Origin of the sequence: Bifidobacterium sp. MSK.13.1, assembly GCF_019131435.1 — a bacterium.
GTDB lineage: Bacteria > Actinomycetota > Actinomycetes > Actinomycetales > Bifidobacteriaceae > Bifidobacterium > Bifidobacterium pseudocatenulatum.
Genome location: NZ_JAHOMM010000001.1, coordinates 436,985 through 453,091 on the forward strand (window position 1 = coordinate 436,985; position 16,107 = coordinate 453,091).

Annotated in this window: 15 protein-coding genes; 3 read left to right on the top strand and 12 right to left on the bottom strand. The window is 59.1% G+C overall.

The window, feature by feature from the left end:
- Window positions 1-78: 78 nt before the first annotated feature.
- The 4 genes from KSY55_RS01880 to dnaX all read right to left on the bottom strand — a co-directional run bounded on the left by KSY55_RS01880 (window position 79) and on the right by dnaX (window position 5,019).
- A complete protein-coding gene (locus KSY55_RS01880) occupies window positions 79-645 on the bottom strand; it encodes an ACT domain-containing protein (RefSeq protein ID WP_034880126.1) in 567 nt (188 codons plus the stop codon).
- A gap of 84 nt (window positions 646-729) precedes the next feature.
- On the bottom strand, window positions 730-1,491 hold the full coding sequence (locus tag KSY55_RS01885; protein ID WP_004220300.1) for an aspartate kinase: 762 nt from the start codon (window positions 1,489-1,491) through the stop codon (window positions 730-732).
- Between the two features lie 238 nt (window positions 1,492-1,729).
- Complete coding sequence (recR, locus tag KSY55_RS01890; RefSeq protein WP_118284160.1) at window positions 1,730-2,332, bottom strand: recombination mediator RecR; 603 nt, start codon at window positions 2,330-2,332, stop codon at window positions 1,730-1,732.
- 110 nt (window positions 2,333-2,442) lie between these two features.
- On the bottom strand, window positions 2,443-5,019 hold the full coding sequence (dnaX, locus tag KSY55_RS01895; RefSeq protein ID WP_118284158.1) for a DNA polymerase III subunit gamma/tau: 2,577 nt from the start codon (window positions 5,017-5,019) through the stop codon (window positions 2,443-2,445).
- A 272-nt stretch (window positions 5,020-5,291) separates the two neighbouring features.
- On the opposite strand from dnaX, the gene KSY55_RS01900 reads away from it, so the two are divergent.
- Together KSY55_RS01900 and KSY55_RS01905 are read left to right on the top strand one after the other, a co-directional pair.
- Window positions 5,292-5,888: a TetR/AcrR family transcriptional regulator gene (locus tag KSY55_RS01900; RefSeq protein WP_004220305.1), complete on the top strand. Its 597-nt coding sequence runs from the start codon at window positions 5,292-5,294 to the stop codon at window positions 5,886-5,888.
- 46 nt (window positions 5,889-5,934) lie between these two features.
- Window positions 5,935-6,918 (top strand): DUF5692 family protein, encoded by a 984-nt coding sequence (locus KSY55_RS01905; RefSeq protein WP_022245687.1) that lies wholly within the window; start codon window positions 5,935-5,937, stop codon window positions 6,916-6,918.
- A gap of 201 nt (window positions 6,919-7,119) precedes the next feature.
- Here KSY55_RS01905 and KSY55_RS01910 read toward each other — a convergent pair whose 3' ends face one another.
- From KSY55_RS01910 to KSY55_RS01945, 8 genes are all read right to left on the bottom strand, one after another.
- Window positions 7,120-8,271 (bottom strand): diacylglycerol kinase family protein, encoded by a 1,152-nt coding sequence (locus tag KSY55_RS01910; RefSeq protein ID WP_004220307.1) that lies wholly within the window; start codon window positions 8,269-8,271, stop codon window positions 7,120-7,122.
- Window positions 8,272-8,426: 155 nt separating this feature from the next.
- Window positions 8,427-8,816 (bottom strand): Rv3654c family TadE-like protein, encoded by a 390-nt coding sequence (locus KSY55_RS01915; RefSeq protein ID WP_051662130.1) that lies wholly within the window; start codon window positions 8,814-8,816, stop codon window positions 8,427-8,429.
- Between the two features lie 162 nt (window positions 8,817-8,978).
- Window positions 8,979-9,347 (bottom strand): TadE family type IV pilus minor pilin, encoded by a 369-nt coding sequence (locus tag KSY55_RS01920; protein ID WP_004220309.1) that lies wholly within the window; start codon window positions 9,345-9,347, stop codon window positions 8,979-8,981.
- 3 nt (window positions 9,348-9,350) lie between these two features.
- A complete protein-coding gene (locus KSY55_RS01925) occupies window positions 9,351-9,638 on the bottom strand; it encodes a DUF4244 domain-containing protein (protein ID WP_004220310.1) in 288 nt (95 codons plus the stop codon).
- 212 nt (window positions 9,639-9,850) lie between these two features.
- A complete protein-coding gene (locus tag KSY55_RS01930) occupies window positions 9,851-10,375 on the bottom strand; it encodes a type II secretion system F family protein (protein ID WP_065441565.1) in 525 nt (174 codons plus the stop codon).
- Between the two features lie 30 nt (window positions 10,376-10,405).
- On the bottom strand, window positions 10,406-11,167 hold the full coding sequence (locus tag KSY55_RS01935) for a type II secretion system F family protein (protein ID WP_117810942.1): 762 nt from the start codon (window positions 11,165-11,167) through the stop codon (window positions 10,406-10,408).
- The gene (locus tag KSY55_RS01940) at window positions 11,155-12,144 is read right to left on the bottom strand and encodes a CpaF family protein (RefSeq protein WP_072043221.1); all 990 of its coding nucleotides are present in this window, start codon (window positions 12,142-12,144) and stop codon (window positions 11,155-11,157) included. The genes KSY55_RS01935 and KSY55_RS01940 overlap by 13 nt, the downstream gene beginning before the upstream one ends.
- Window positions 12,125-13,147, bottom strand: coding sequence for a P-loop NTPase (locus KSY55_RS01945; RefSeq protein ID WP_226594070.1), 1,023 nt, complete (start codon window positions 13,145-13,147; stop codon window positions 12,125-12,127). Before KSY55_RS01945 ends, KSY55_RS01940 begins: the two co-directional genes overlap by 20 nt.
- Before the next feature lie 606 nt (window positions 13,148-13,753).
- Between KSY55_RS01945 and KSY55_RS01950 the strand changes: the two genes are divergently transcribed.
- The gene (locus KSY55_RS01950) at window positions 13,754-15,988 is read left to right on the top strand and encodes an RNA degradosome polyphosphate kinase (protein ID WP_004220317.1); all 2,235 of its coding nucleotides are present in this window, start codon (window positions 13,754-13,756) and stop codon (window positions 15,986-15,988) included.
- Window positions 15,989-16,107 lie beyond the last annotated feature (119 nt).

The following is a 16,107-nucleotide window of genomic DNA, read 5'->3' on the forward strand; positions in this document are numbered from 1 at the left end:
GGAATAAAAAAGACTTGGCTGAGACGCCTCAAGCAATCCAGTCAAGTCTTTTTTTGATTGTTATTGCGCGGTATTGCGTCAGCGACCAGTACCGCCATACACCACGGCTTCCACCTGCTCGGCATCCAAGCCGTAGGCAGTGTGCAGCGCGCGGACGGCGTCCTGCAGCTGCTCGAGCGGGACCAGCGCGGCGATGCGGATTTCGGACGTAGAGATCATCAGCACATTCACGCCCTCGTCGCTCAGCGCGTTGAAGAACTTGGCAGCCAAGCCGGAGTGGGTCTTCATACCCACGCCCACCACGGCCACCTTGCCCACGTTGGCGTCGATGTCGAAGGACTGGTAGCCCAGCTCGTCCTGCTTCTCCTGCAACACATCCCGCACCTTGGCAGCGGCGGAACCCGGCACGGTGAAGGAAATATCGGCGGTGCCGGTGGAAGCGGAAGCCTGCACGATCATATCGACGTTCACGCCGGCCTCGGCCAGCAGCGTGAACACCTTGGCGGCCATGCCCGGCTCGTTCGGCACACGGCGCACGGTGGCCAGCGATTCGGTGTTGTCGTGCGCGACGCCGGAAATGATCGGGACTTCCGGCCCCAGATCGGGGAACAGATCTCCCAAGGACTGGTTGTTGTTTTCGCTCATGTTCTTACCTTTGTTCGTAAAGTCTTGGTTTTCTTGCGATTGCCTGCGATGTCTCGCGATTGCCGAATGCGAATCTCAGATATCTCAGATGTTCGGCAATGTGCGCGGATCGACGTCTTCCGGCACGATCAGCGTGCCGCGACGGTGGGAGAAGGAGCTGCGCACATGCAACGGCATGTCGAATCGCTGCGCGTATTCCACGCAACGCAGGGCAAGCACCTTGGAGCCGCAGGAAGACATTTCCAGCATCGACTCGTAGTCGATGACGGGGATACGGCGTGCAGTCGGCACAATGCGCGGATCGGCGGTGAACACGCCATCGACGTCGGTGTAAATCTCGCATACGTCGGCGTCCAGCGCCACTGCCAAAGCCACTGCGGAGGTATCGGATCCACCTCGTCCGAGCGTGGTGGCGTCGCCACCCTCATTCACGCCCTGGAAGCCGGCCACGATGGCCACGGAACCCTTGTCGAGCGCACGACGCACGCGGTCAGGCTTCACGGCCTTGATATGCGCGGTACCGAACTGGGCGTCGGTCATGAAACCAGCCTGGGAGCCGGTGAAGGAGTAGGCGTGAGAGCCGGCCGCATGAATTGCCATTGCGAGCAAACTCATCGAAATACGCTCGCCTGCGGTCATCAGCATGTCCATCTCGCGCGCCGGCGGGTTAGAGTCGATGCTGAGCGCCTGATCGATCAGGTCGTCGGTGGTGTCTCCCATTGCGGAGACCACCACGGCCACGTCATTGCCGGCGTTCTTCGTTTCGATGATGCGTCGGGCCACGCGCTTGATCGATTCTGGGTCGGCTACGGAAGAGCCGCCAAATTTCTGCACGATGAGAGCCACAACTTATCCAATCTTCTTCAATGTGTTGCCCGCCAACATACTAAGCAGGCTGGTCAATTATAGGAAAAATCCGATTTGTCAAGCCCCTGCACGCCCAACATGCGGAACAATATATGGGATCCACACATTTTTTCGGCGTACGTTCCGTCAAATCTTCCGCAGATCGCCCGTACGACGCTTGCGCAATCCAATACATGCCAGCGCAAGCCAGCATAAGCAACGCGCAGGCAATGTAGCGTCAGACCGCGCGACGCCCCGCCAACGCGCGTCCGAGCGTGATTTCGTCGGCATATTCAAGGTCGCCACCGACCGGCAGGCCGCTCGCCAATCGCGTGACTTTAATGTCGGTTTGCGAAAGCAGCTGCGACAGGAAGCTGGTGGTCGCTTCGCCTTCCACATTCGGGTTGAGCGCGAGGATCACTTCGGCGACTTCGCCGTCTTTGAGCCGTTCGATAAGTTTGGCGATGTTGAGGTCGCTGGGCTGCACGTTGGCCATCGGGTTGATGACGCCGCCGAGCACGTGGTACAGGCCGCGGTATTCGCGCGTGCGCTCGATGCTCATCACGTCTTTCGGCTCTTCGACCACGCAGATCACGCTGTGGTCGCGACGAGGATCGGCGCAGACCGGGCATGGGCTGGTTTCGCACACGTTGCCGCAAATGTCACAGAATCGTATTTTCTCTTTGACTTCGGCGATGGCGTCGATCAGCCCCTGTGATTCCTCGTCGGATGCGTTGAGCAGGTAGAAGGCGATGCGTTGCGCGCCTTTCGGCCCGATGCCGGGCAGGTGCGCGAACGCGTCGATCAGTCGTTGGATGGCGCCGTCATAGGCCAGTGCCATGGTTCACCTCTCCTTGGTTTCCATAAGATTCGCGATTATGCAGTGCTTACGATTGCGTTGATTCGTCGATTTTGCTCGGTTTCGCATTTTTGCTTGCGACTGCACCGTCATCAGTCGTCGAGATTCTTCTTCTGCTGCATGTTGCGCGGGTTTTTTGCATCGTCCGGCCCGAAATCCTCGACTTTTTTCACCTCGAACAGTCGGGTCAGATCGTCCACGCTTAACGCGGTTGACGCCCCGATCGACTCGTCGCTCATGGAATATTCGTCGTCTTCCGCGGCGACCTGCGGCATTGGCTGTGCCGTCGCGGAGAACTGCTGGCTCCACGGATCGGCATTCGGCTGGCCTTGCTGCGGTGCCGCGTCCTGCCGCGGTGCGCGATGCTGGTGATTGGCGTGCTTCGGAGCCGCCTCAGGTTCCGTTGGAGCAGGCATGGGATCCACCGGTCCTGCCTGAATCGGCATGGGGTTACCCCAAGGATCGTCGTCCACCGGCGCTTGCTGCGGTACAGGCATCGGTGCCGCCCAAGGATCAACGTTATCGCTGACATCGGGAACAGCCACATGTTTCGCATGTTGTTCCGGCGCTTTCACATCGTTGACGCCGCTTGCGACCACCGATTGCGGTTGCATCGGCTGTGCAGATGCAACCCAAGGGTCATCATCCGGAACAGGCCGTTCCGGATGATGGACTTCCTGCGTCGGGGCCGCCCATGGATCGACTTCCTCGGCTCCACCGGCAGCAGCTCGATGGCCCTCCTCATCGCCGGAATCTCCGGCATTGCCACTGTCTTCGGCGCTCTTCGCGCTTGTGCCGGCCGGCTCCTTGCCGGAGGATTCGAGACCTGCAGCAGTACCAAGATTGGCCGTCAGCAGCGTGGCCGCTTTAAGCTGTTCCTGCACGAGTTGCGCATTGATCTTGCTCTGCTCTTCCGGGCTGAGTTTGCTCCACGGCACCGATTCGGACCCGTCCGCCAGCTTTTTGGCAGGCGCGAGCGTGACGCTCGGTCCGAACGCCTTATGCACTTCGGCGCGGACGATTTTCACCACTTCGGTATTGCCGTCCACCGATTCCTTTGCCACCGCTTTGGCAAACGCGTATTTGCTGAGCGCCTTGTCGAATTTGATCCACAGACGGTCGCCGCTCAGTAGCACGCGAGGCACTTTTTCACGGCTTACGTAACGTTGCACGTCTTCCGGAAGGGCTGCGACCAGCGCATCCCACTTCTGGTCGGGGGTGCGATCGTCATGAATGGGAGCTGGTACGGAAGTTGCGGCAGGCGCAGCGGAAGCGACGGAAGTCGTCGCATTCATCGCCTGCTGCACGTCAGCAAGCACGGAAGCCACGCCGGATGCGACGGCATCGGCAGGATTCGTCGGCGCCACGGACGGCTGCACAGGCGCGGAAGGGGTATCGATCACAGGCGCAGAATCCTGCGCCCGCACATTTCCTGCGGCATGTCGTGCCGCACGGCGACGGGAGCCGGCCATGGATCCACGCGACGATTCGGCAGCCGCGGAAGTTCCGGCATCGCCGGCAAAATCAGGTACACCGGAAGATGACGCAACGACAGCCATCCCTTCCTCACGCCCGGCCAACAAGCGCGCGGCAAGCAATTCCAATCGCATGCGCGGCGAAATCGCACCGGTCATATTGGCAAGCGTCGCATTGATCGTGTCAGCCATCTGCGTCAGCGCAGACAATCCCAAAGCGGAAGCCTGACGACGCAAATCATCCATGTTCTCGGCGGCCGCATCGTCGGAAAGCACGCTTTCCGCACGCTCTCCGCCCAACGTGAGCACCAGCAAATCGCGTACGCGGGCAAGCAAATCCTCAACAAATCGACGGGGATCGAAACCACCGACCACGACCTTCTGAATCACGCCATACAGTGCTTCGCCATTTTTGTCGGCAACGGCGTCGACGGCCTCGCCGATCAGAGCGTCAGGCGTGAAGCCAAGCAACGCAACCGCGGAATCGTATGCGATGCTGCCATCGACCGCACCGACCATGAGCTGGTCAAGCACGGAAAGGGTGTCTCGCACGGAACCGCCGCCGGCACGCATGGCAAGGCGCAGCACGCCCGGCTCGGCTTCGATATGCTCGTCTTCGCAGATCTGCTCGAGGTACGGGCCCATAACCTCCTGCGGCACTAGGCGGAACGGGTAATGATGGGTGCGCGAACGGATGGTGCCGATCACCTTGTCTGGCTCGGTGGTGGCGAAGATGAACATCACATGCTCCGGCGGCTCCTCCACGATTTTCAGCAGCGCGTTGAAGCCTTGCGGCGTGACCATGTGGGCTTCGTCGAGAATGAAAATCTTGTAGCGGTCGCGGGCGGGGGCGAATCCGGCACGTTCGCGCAGTTCGCGGGCATCGTCCACACCGTTGTGCGAAGCGGCGTCGATTTCCACCACGTCGATGGAACCGGGGCCGCCTGTGGCGAGGTCCTTGCAGCTTTCGCATTCGCCGCACGGGTGCGAGGTCGGGCCTTTCGCGCAGTTGACGCAACGCGCGAGAATGCGTGCGGAACTGGTTTTGCCGCAGCCGCGCGGACCGGAAAACAGGTAAGCGTGCGTAAGTTTGTTCTCATCAAGCGCTCGCATCAGCGGAATCGTGACCTGATCCTGCCCGATCACGCCGTCGAACGTGTCGGGACGATACCTTCTATAGAGTGCCAGTGCCATCGCAATTCCTTCCGCTGTGGTGTCACTAGGCTACCGATTAATTACGACACGTTTTTTCTCAAAGACCGGCCGCACAGCCTGCCCGTAACGGTGAAGCGCGTGTCCCCAAAGACAAGCGCCGCGGCAACGTTTAAGCTGGGAGTGACGACATCGACACTACGAAATTGACATTGTGTCAATTTACGGTTTAGACTGAGGGCAGTCAAGAAATTGACAGAGTGTCAACGTGTCGCGCAGGTGAGAGACGCCACTCGAACGAAGGAGAGAAAGCCATGGACGGACAGCACAACGCCTCCGCAACAACAGTCGGAGACGCACGCCGCGCGCAAATCGTGCATGCAGCCCGCGCAATCTGCCTGGAAAAGGGCTTTTCGAAAATCACGATCAGCGATATCGCAGGTCGCGTAGGCATGACCAGATCTCTCTTCTACCACTATTTCCAAGACAAAGACCAAGTTGCGGACGCCGTGCTCGACGACGTCATCGACGAAGTCATCTCGCAATTGGAGGAGTGGAACGCCAATCGAGAAGTCGGCAACATCTCGAAAGCGCTCGATGACGTGGTGCGACTGACCCGTTCCCTCATCGCCGATGAGGGCCCGTTCAGCCAACGCATGATCGAAGACGGCAACGCGGGACTGTACATCAAATTCATCGACCGCGTGGCCGATCGCATTGCGGAATACATCTGCAATTCGACAGTGCGCGATTTCGAGAAATTGCATGGCATGCCCATCACCAACGAGCATGAGACGTTCTATACGCTCATCGTTGGCCTGATTTCGCTGATCAGACTGCATCCCGACATTGAAGACACCGTCATCAGACAGGTCGCGGCACAGACGCTGCATCTGAACGAATACATGTAAACGCAGCTCACCCCGCGCGCATACGTGTTGAGAGAAAGGAAGAGCGATGTTGTTCCAAGTCTATGGCGACACCGCCATATACCAGTGGATCGGATGGATCCTCGTATTCTGCTGCCTGATCGGCGCCAATGAGCTGGCCCGTCGCACCAAGACCGGTGGCGTGATCGCGTTCCTGATCGTGCCGGCCATTCTGACCATCTACTTCATCACCATTTACGTGGCCGCCGCGATGGGTGCCGAATGGGCGCTCAGCAATCCGACCTACGTGCATATGACCAGCTGGTTCCACTATGCCAAGCTATATGCGGCCACCGCAGGCTGCATCGGCTTCATGGCACTCAAATACAAGTGGGGCAAGATCGGCAAATCCGAATGGTTCAAGTGCTTCCCGTTCGTGATCGTGGCCATCAACATTCTTATCGCCGTGGCCTCCGACTTCGAATCGGCCATTCGCGCTTGGGGCACCACATGGGTTTCCACCGAAGGCGTGACGCTGTATGGCGGCTGGCACAATGTGTTCAACGGCGTTGCCGGCCTGATCAACATCGCCTGCATGACCGGCTGGTTCGGCATTTACGTGTCAAAGAAGAAGCAGGACATGCTGTGGCCTGACATGACTTGGGTATTCATCGTCGCATACGATATTTGGAACTTCTGCTACACCTACAACTGCCTGCCGACCCACTCCTGGTATTGCGGCCTCGCGCTGCTGCTCGCCCCGACCGTGGCGAACTTCTTCTGGAACAAGGGCGGCTGGATTCAGAACCGCGCCAACACGCTCGCCATCTGGTGCATGTTCGCGCAGGTGTTCCCCATGTTCCAGGATGAGTCCAAGTTCGCCGTGCAGTCGGTGAACAATCCGAACGTGAACCTGACCGTGTCGATCATCGCGCTCGTGGCCAACGTGCTCGCACTCGGCTACATCATGTACCGCGCGAAGAAGCAGCACGTCAACCCGTGGCTGCAGGAAGTCTTCAAGGGCACCCGCGACTACGAGCAGGCCATCGCCCGCCAGGAAGTCGCCGCCTGACCGCAATCCGTGTTCGATAGTTACGGCGTTCGCTAGTTACAGAAAATCCGGTATTCGTAAGATAAAGATCTTGCGGGTACTGGATTTTTCGTTATTATCGCGAAATTATTTGCGATTGCTTACGATTGCCGATCACGCAATCAGTTGCATACATGCCATCTTCGATATGCAATGTTGCGGTTTGACCGGCATGTGCACGCACTACCGCGAGCGCTTCGCGTAGTAGGTGTCGGTTTTGCCGGTGACAGGATCACGGTGATCACGCTTGATGGCTTCCAGCACTTTCTCTTCGGTGTTGGCAGCTTGGCTTTCCGCCACGGCCGGCGGCACCAGCACGCGAAGCGCACGGTCTTGAACTACGACCTTGACAGGCAGGCGACCAACATATTCACCGTCCGCCATCAAGACCGGCGGCTCATCACCCTCTTGCGCGCGGGTGATTTCGATATCGCGCACACGCTTCCAGCCAAACACCTTGCACCCGAGGATCTTGCCGCTATACGCGTGAGACACCGCATCCACGCATTCGGCGACATTGGGCACGTGGTCGAGCCATACCAGGTCAAGCAGCCCATCCGAGAATCGTGAATATGGCGAAATCTCAATGCCACCGCCAATATGCCGTGAATTGGCCACCGTAAGCAACGGTGAAATAATGTCTCTTTCTTCCACCGTTCCATCGGCCAACGTGGCTTTGATGTGGTATCCGTACCGCTTCATATGCGTCAATTCCACAATCGCCGCCACGAAATAGCGCACCGAACCGTTGGGCAAGCGGGAATGGTTGGCACGGTCGTTGATACTCGCATCCAAACCACACGACAGCATGCCCGCATAGAAGCGGTTGACCGCCGGGCGCAATGGCACGTCCGAATCGCCGACCAGATCATCGCCGGTACTGGAATCGACGGCATACCCGCCCTGCAACGACGTGGCCAAACCCATATCAACGTCAATATGCGTGCCGCGCACAATCGCGCCGACGATGCCGTCGACAGCGGTTTCCACGCGATTGACCGGCAGCTCAAGACCGCGGGCGAAATCATTGCCGGAACCCGTCGCCACAATGCCCAACGGTTTACCGGAACAGCCCACGGCATTGGCTCCAAGCGCAATCATGCCGTCGCCGCCGACCGCCACCAGGTAGTCGTATTCGTTCCTGCGATTCCTGGCATTCGCCAAGGAATCGTCGAAGCTCTCGCCGGTCACGTCGATCACGTTGAAGCCATGCTTGCGCCCGGCCTCTTGCAGCAGCTCAACCACCTGCTTGCCGACCTCGGCACCCTTGCCTTTGTTTGACGTCGGATTGCCGACAACGGCAACGGTCGCATTCACACATGACGTTTCGCTCATACTTCAGTACGATAACCGCGATTCGCTCCACACGCCACATGCGAACGGCTTTCCATACAAATGGCCGCGTTTTGTGGAACGAATGTTCCTTTACGTAGAAAGATCCCTTTTTACGAAGCGCGATTTCCCGCACAATGTACCGTTCCGCACCACGCTTATTCGCAGACAATCGGCCCCGCCCGTGACTGTTTGCCGACATGCGATACGAATGGCATTTGCGTGCCGACCTGCGCTTCGACCAGCACATCCTCGCCTTCTATCGTGCAGGATCCGATCGTCGCATTATTGCCGGATATAGTGCGTTCCGCCACGGAACAAGGATCGGACGATCCCGAATACAACGCATTGGCCGCCGCTACCGACGCCAGGTCGGCCGCATTCTGCGCGCGATGCAAGCACAGCAGCAGATTGCCCGCCGACGCGGCCGCGCCCAGCATGATGGCGGCCACTGCGATCAAAGCCACACCGGATATGGTCCCCGAACCCTCATCGGACCCGCGAATCCAAGCAAACCAATGTTTCACAAGGCGTTTCACATTACCCATTCCTTTCCGACCCGCATCCATCAAATGGTTGCCAATAGTGTTTCACAACATGTTTCACACGTCGTATGTCGCAAGCTCCAAACCTCACAGACCTCCATGCACAGGCCACAACCAACAATCCCGCATCTCACTGCGCAGAGACCAGCACGCTTCGGAGCAACGCTAGAAGTAGCGGGTCGCCTTGCCGGTAACTCGAGTGGGCAGCACACCGGTCGGATCCGGCACCACAGGGCATTGCACCGTGACGGTGACGAAGTCCGCCCCACGCTCGAACCGTACCGTCGCCGAACCTCCCGCAGCCGCCATGACCGCGGTCCTCGCCTTCGATTCGCCGCCCGTATCATCAACCGCGAAAGCCCTGGCACCGGCCGCCGCCGCATCCTGGCAATTCATGGACACCACAGACGCACGCCCCAAGCACAACACCAAAATCGCCACCGCCGCCACGCAGGGGAGCACCACCGCGAATTCCGCGGTGGCCGCTCCCTCATCGGCATCATCGGTATGGCGTTTCCACCATTGCCTCAGCATGAATCACCCGACGCTCAGCGCTTTCTTGATGATGTTGGTCAGCAGCGTTTTGATGGCATCGGATTTCATAATGCCCACCAAAACGGCGGCGAATCCGGTGGCGGCAACCAAAACCACCGCATATTCGGCAGTGGCAGCGCCTTCCTCCGGTTCGACGGTCAGCGTGCGCATACGCGCGTCCAGCAGGCATACCGCTTTGCCGGCCCGTTCACGCATGGCATGCAGCAGCTGTCCTGCCTTGCCCATCAGGTCTGGCGAGCCATCGACGTTGATTGGCGTTTCGTTGTTCATGGCGTTCCTTTCGTTCGAACAACCTCGGCCAGATGGCCGAGTGCACCCAGTGTTGCGCATCATCGTGCCCGTCGGAACGTTTTTTCAGGGTTGTGGTCGGAGGACGTGGGTTATCCACAACCACGGCGTGTCATCCACATTTATCCACAAAACTCCGTGAATTATCGTCTCCCAACATTCCCCGCTTTTCCGTTGTCGTTGCGCACACGCCGTCATTGCACAAACGACATGACGGACGGAATAATCCCCACCGCAACAAATGCGGGAAGAAAGCACAATCCAGTCGGCAGCAACAAACGAACCGACAATTTCGCTGCAGCCTGTTCGATCTGCGAGCGCTCATCCCAATCCAATTGTTCGACCGCTGTTTCCAAACGTTCCACCGGCGAGGCGCCACTGTGCCATGACGAGGCGAACGCATCGCGCACCACCGCAAGATCGCCATCATCCGGCCACGCATCATCCCAGGAAACACCTTTGTTCAACTGTTCTCCGGCCGACCGTAGTCCCGCGCCGAATTCTCCCGCAGCGATATCGCCCACGGCAATCAGCGCGCGTGGAATGGAGGATCCCTGCCGTATGGCGACGCTGAGCATCTCCAATACCAGCGGCAGCGGAAGTTCCCGCACTCGTCCGGCGGGCGCAAGGTCGGCTGGCACACGGACCGGCCTCCACTGCTTCAGCCACATCGCTTCGGCCGCGCACACCGCCGCCATCAGCGTCCATATGCCAGTCATTACATAATTCCTTTCATATCGTCATACCATTCATGCCGTCTTGCCGTCCATATCGTCTTGCCTCATCAACGCGCGTATCCATACGAGTCCGAACCCGTAGCAGACACAAGCGAATCCAAGGCATGCCCAACCCCTGACCCCTGAAAAGAGGAAGGTCAACGGATGCGCTCCCATGCCTTCCCCTAAAAGTACGGTGAGCTGCGGCAACGCCATCAGGAGTTTCACCGTCGCCTTGGGCATGGCGAATGCGTTGGTACGCAAATCATCCAATAATCGTTGCCGCTTCAACGATTCAGCCACCGCCTGCAGGCATCGGCCGGTTTCGCATCCGAGCGTCAGGCTCAGCTGACAGGCCGCATATAGCTCGCCGCTCAGCCGTTCGACTTGGCCGCATTGCTCTTTGGGCGGGCATCGGCTGCGGATCACCATGGTTATGCGAAGCCTGGTAAGTTCGGGTGTGGCGAACGGCGTTCCACCCAATTCTTCGAACGCCTGCACCAATGTGGCTCCGCTGCGCACGGATGCGCGGAGGGAAGCCACGCACGCCACACATCCGATGGCGGGCAATGGTTTCGCCGGCATGTTCGCCTCTTCGATTCCGTCAGACCGCCCATCGCATCCTCCATCAGGTTTTTCATCAAGGCTTTCGCCTGCGCGCCCCACTACGTTTCCCGCCCGTTCGCCCACATCGCATACGTTTCGGCGAGGCCACAGCCATACGGCCAGTCCGCACAGTACCGCGCAAATAATGCTGAGGCTTTCCATCTGCCCACCTCGATTCAACGACTCCATACGCGCACGAAATCAGGCCACTGTTGCGAAGCCCGCATTTGGTTGCCGTTCCACCCGGCCAATAGGTTTCCCCGCAGTTTCCCCTCTGCGAATTCAAGCCGTCCTATTTGCGTGATGCGCCGCCTGCCTCCCACTCGGCCCACATGCAGCACTACGTCGAACGCGTCTTGCGCGAGCGCCGCGGTGGCTTGCGGATTCAGCCCGGAGAGCAATCCCAAGGCCACCAATCGTGAGGGAACCGCCGTCACCTGATTGGCATGCAAGGTGGTCATGCCTCCGCGATGCCCGGAATTCAGCGCGCGCAGCAGATCCACGATTTCGCCGCCCCTGCATTCGCCCACCACAATGCGGTCCGGCCGCATACGCAACGTCGCGCATATCAGCTGCGACAGCCCTATGGCGCCTTTGCCTTCCATGTTGGCGCCGCGCGTCACCAGCGACACGTGGTTGGCATGGTTGAGCATGCCAAGTTCGCGCACCTCCTCCACGGTGATGACGCGCTCCCCCGGCGCGCATCGCATAAGCATTGCTTTGAGCAGCGTGGTTTTGCCTGCTCCGGTTCCGCCGGTCACGAGCACGCTGGCCCTTCGTTCCACGAATCCTTCCAGCAAAGGCATCCATCCGCTTGGAAACATGCCGTTTTCCGCCAAAGATTCCAGACTGGGCGCAACAACGTCCGGCAATCGTATGCTGATGGCGGCGCCTTGCGGAACGAGCGGTGCGATAACCGCGTGCACGCGCACGCCTTCCACCGTGGAGGCGTCGGCTATCGGGCAGGCGTCGTCGAGCCTTCTGCCAAGCTGCGAGCACAGCCGCACGGCGAAATCGCGGATGGCTTGGGGACCGCTGAATGGCACGCGCAATGCATGTGGCCGCATACCTTGGCCGCGATCCACCCACACCGTTCCGTCGCAGGTTACCGCGATGTCGGTGACGCCCGGCTCGGATGCGATGTCGCTAAGTGGCCCGAGTTCCATGACTGATGCTCTTTTCTCCCAACGCTTCCTGAATGAGATCCGCCAACGTTGCGATGGCTTTCGCGTTCGTACGATTGGGTTTGCGCAGTCCAAGCCCTTCCAAGAGTTCGCTGCAAAGCTTGGCATCCGGTTTGATGACCGCGGTGATATCGCAGTCGAGGTATTCCGCCGCTTCCTCGATTGCCGTCGTGCCATGGTCGCGTACGGTTCCGCGCGGTTGCACGCCTACAAGAAACTCCCGTTCCTGTGTTGCGGCATCGTGTTCTCCGATCGAACCGTGATGCGCCCGCAGATTCGCTTTGGCCCGCGCAAGACCAAGTACCGTCAGTTCGACCACGGTAATGCGGATGGCCTTGCGCAGTTCCGTCAAATCCTGCAGTCCGTTCCATTGCCCCATATCGACGACGACCACGCTTCGCACCTGCGATAGCGCATGAATGCACGCTTGCACTTCCCACGATTGCGGATTTTCGGTTTTCCAAGGATCGCATGCCAGCAATGGCACACCATCCCAGATTGGCAGCTCCCGCAGTAGCGCTTTGCCGTCGATATTGCCAAGCGGAGCGCTGATTTCCCCGAAGCGTGAGCCGTCCTCGTTTTCCACGCCAAGAAGCACATCCAGCCCACCTCCTTGCAGATCGGCGTCGACGAGCACACATTTGAGGCCGCGTTCGCTCAGCTCGCGGGCCAGTAAGGCGGCCAGAGTGCTCGTGCCCACTCCTGCCACCACGGAGTCGATAACCACCACATTGCCCATATCGCAGGGTTCCTCCACCGATGCGCGACCGCATTGCGCAACCATGCCATACGTTCCAGGCACAGCGCCAACCAGTTGCGTTCCACCGCGATTCGATCCCGGCGGCGTATAGAACCGTTGCGCAGAGACGGTTCTGTGTTGTGTCGGCGGTGACGCTTGCGGCGCGATCGCGCCGGCGACCGGCAACAGCCCGCCCGACGGCAGCGGCACCGGAGGAACATTCGAAAAAGACGTTGCATTACTCATACCGTCGATTGAAAAGCTTCGGCGAGCACCATTGCAAGCTGAACCGGCCCTGTGGTCGGAGGACGCGAGTTATCCACAACCCCGGCGTGTTATGCACCGTTATCCACACAACGACGATAATCGGCGTCCGTCGTTTTCCCGAAAAATTCCCTGAGAACAGGCAAACAAAAAGGAAGGCCCGCCGAGTGGGCCTTCCTTGCAAGAACCTTAAGGGCAGAATCTCTGCACAACAACATCGTCGTAACGGTAAGTCTATCCAATGCCCGTTCAACGTAACGACCTATCTTGGCCATACACTCTTTGTGGGCTCTGCTCTTTAAGTTGTTCTTGTACTTCGTAATTATGCTCAGCAATCCGGCAATCGCAAACCGAAACCGGCTGATGTTCCGTATTTGTCGCAACTGTTGCTTTACGATCGCAAGAATCATAAAAATGCTCCATCGTGTGCGAAACGCAAGGCGTGTTTGTTCGTTTGCGTGCGTTTGCGGCAAAAACACGGCGTGTCGACACCCTAATTTGCACAATGAGCGAACGAATGTTAACTCCAGCTAAATTTTGCCGGCTTTTTACAGCATTTCCAGCTACTTAAGGATAAAGTAGGAAAGTATGGCACAGATTTTTGACGCACCCTCGAAGGCGATCTTGCGCAGCCAGATAGCTGAGCATATCGCCGAGACCGATAAAAACGACAAGCGTGAGCTTCAGGCCGGCGAAGAGCCGTTGCCGAACGACCGCTTCTTCGACCGCGAGTTGAGCTGGCTGAAGTTCAACAAGCGAGTCCTCGAACTTGCCCAAGACGAAGATCTGCCGATCATCGAACGCGCAAGCTTCGCCGCGATCTTCGCGAACAACCTCGACGAGTTCTTTATGGTTCGCGTCGCAGGTCTGAAGCGCCGCATCGACACCGGCATCGCCGTGACGGCCGCCTCCGGATTGAGCCCAAGGCAGCAGCTGCGCGCCATCAGCGAGCAGGCGCACCGCCTGCAGGACGAGCACGCGCACTACATGATCGATCACATTCTTCCCGACCTGGCGAAGGAACAGATCGTGCTGCTGAGCTGGGACAAGCTCACCGCCGCCGAACAGGAGCGCCTGTCTCGCTACTACCGTCAGCAGGTGTTCCCTGTTCTGACGCCGCTCGCCGTGGATCCGGCCCACCCGTTCCCGTACATTTCCGGCGGTTCCATCAACCTCGCCGTGCTGGTGGAGAACCCGGCTTCCGGCAAGTCCCACTTCGCTCGCGTGAAGATTCCTGGAAACCTGAACCGTCTCGTGCCCGTCGACGACATGACCGATGACGATGCCACCAACGTGCGCTACGGCTTCATCACCATGGAGAACCTGATCATCGCGCACCTGGAATCCCTGTTCCCGGGCATGATCATCAAGGAAGCGCGATCCTTCCGCGTTACCCGTAACGAGGATATCGACGTGGAAGAGGATGATGCAGAGAACCTGCTCAACGCCATGGAGAAGGAGCTGCTGCGCCGTCGTTTCGGACCGCCGATCCGTCTTGAGATTTCCGACGAAACCAGCCCGTTCCTTTCCCAGCTGCTCGCCGACCAGCTGCGCGTCAGCGCCGATGAGGTGTACCGCCTGCCGGCACCGCTCGATGCGACCGTGCTCTTCGAACTTGGCGGCATCGACCGTCCGGACTTGAAGTACCGTTCGTTCGTGCCGACCACCAATCGTCAGATTGCCGAGGTGGAGTCGTCCCGCGCGCAAGACATTTTTGCAGCGATTCGCGAACGCGATATCCTCCTGCATCACCCGTACGATTCGTTCTCTACCTCCGTTCAGGCGTTCCTAGCGCAGGCTGCGGCGGATCCGAAGGTGCTCGCCATCAAGCAGACGTTGTACCGTACGTCCAGCAACTCCCCGATCATCGACGCGCTCATCGACGCGGCGCATGCGGGCAAGCAGGTGCTGGCACTGGTCGAAATCAAGGCACGCTTCGACGAAGACGCCAACATCGCATGGGCACGCAAGCTGGAACGCGCCGGCGTGCACGTGGTGTACGGCATCGTGGGCCTGAAGACCCACTGCAAGCTGAGCCTTGTGGTGCGTCAGGAAGCCGACGGCCTGCGCCGCTACTGCCATGTGGGCACCGGTAACTACAATCCGAAGACCGCCCGCATCTACACCGATCTCGGCCTGCTGACCTGCGATCCGGTGGTCGGCCAGGATATGACCCGCCTGTTCAACCAGCTGTCCGGTTATGCGCCGAAGTCGAGCTTCCACCGTCTGCTGGTAGCGCCGCGTACCGTACGTTCCGGTCTGATTCAGCGCATCCGCCGCGAAGAGGATGCGGCACGCGCAGGCAAGGAAGCATGGATTAAGATCAAGGTCAACTCCATCGTGGACGAGAAGACCATCGACGCGCTATACCGTGCAAGCCAGGCCGGCGTGAAGATCGACATCGTGGAACGCGGCATCTGCGCGCTCAAGCCGGGTGTTCCAGGACTTTCCGAGAACATTCGCGTGCGTTCCATTCTGGGTCGTTTCCTCGAGCACAGCCGTATCTACGCATTCGCGAACTCCGATGGCCCGCAGATCGGTGAAGGTCCGGCCGCAGGTCCGGAAGTGTGGATCGGTTCCGCCGATCTGATGCACCGCAATCTCGACCGTCGAGTCGAAGCGCTGGTACGCATCACCGCTCCGGAGCAGATCGACGAGCTGATCAAGTACGTGGATCTGCAAATGGCCGATTCCACCACCTCGTGGCATATGGCAGCCGACGGAACCTACGTGCGTCATGCGAAGGATGAGGAGGGTCGCCCGCTGGTCGATTCCCAGGAATATCTCATCAAGAAGCATACGCGCCGACCTGCAAGGCACTAAACCGTAGGAAATGGCCGATTCTGCTGTTGCAGAATCGGCCATTTCCTATGTTGCGGCATACGCGATCACCATCGTGGGAAAACGCAGGAAAACTCGGATGGCACGATTGCCGTCGCGCA

Bases quoted from the DNA above. Each gene is read 5' to 3' on its own strand.
- KSY55_RS01880 (WP_034880126.1), bottom strand. From the start codon at position 645: ATGAGCGAAAACAACAACCAGTCCTTGGGAGATCTGTTCCCCGATCTG.
- recR (WP_118284160.1), bottom strand. From the start codon at position 2,332: ATGGCACTGGCCTATGACGGCGCCATCCAACGACTGATCGACGCGTTC.
- dnaX (WP_118284158.1), bottom strand. From the start codon at position 5,019: ATGGCACTGGCACTCTATAGAAGGTATCGTCCCGACACGTTCGACGGC.
- KSY55_RS01900 (WP_004220305.1), top strand. From the start codon at position 5,292: ATGGACGGACAGCACAACGCCTCCGCAACAACAGTCGGAGACGCACGC.
- KSY55_RS01905 (WP_022245687.1), top strand. From the start codon at position 5,935: ATGTTGTTCCAAGTCTATGGCGACACCGCCATATACCAGTGGATCGGA.
- KSY55_RS01910 (WP_004220307.1), bottom strand. From the start codon at position 8,271: ATGAGCGAAACGTCATGTGTGAATGCGACCGTTGCCGTTGTCGGCAAT.
- KSY55_RS01915 (WP_051662130.1), bottom strand. From the start codon at position 8,816: ATGGGTAATGTGAAACGCCTTGTGAAACATTGGTTTGCTTGGATTCGC.
- KSY55_RS01920 (WP_004220309.1), bottom strand. From the start codon at position 9,347: ATGCTGAGGCAATGGTGGAAACGCCATACCGATGATGCCGATGAGGGA.
- KSY55_RS01925 (WP_004220310.1), bottom strand. From the start codon at position 9,638: ATGAACAACGAAACGCCAATCAACGTCGATGGCTCGCCAGACCTGATG.
- KSY55_RS01930 (WP_065441565.1), bottom strand. From the start codon at position 10,375: ATGACTGGCATATGGACGCTGATGGCGGCGGTGTGCGCGGCCGAAGCG.
- KSY55_RS01935 (WP_117810942.1), bottom strand. From the start codon at position 11,167: ATGGAGTCGTTGAATCGAGGTGGGCAGATGGAAAGCCTCAGCATTATT.
- KSY55_RS01940 (WP_072043221.1), bottom strand. From the start codon at position 12,144: ATGGAACTCGGGCCACTTAGCGACATCGCATCCGAGCCGGGCGTCACC.
- KSY55_RS01945 (WP_226594070.1), bottom strand. From the start codon at position 13,147: ATGAGTAATGCAACGTCTTTTTCGAATGTTCCTCCGGTGCCGCTGCCG.
- KSY55_RS01950 (WP_004220317.1), top strand. From the start codon at position 13,754: ATGGCACAGATTTTTGACGCACCCTCGAAGGCGATCTTGCGCAGCCAG.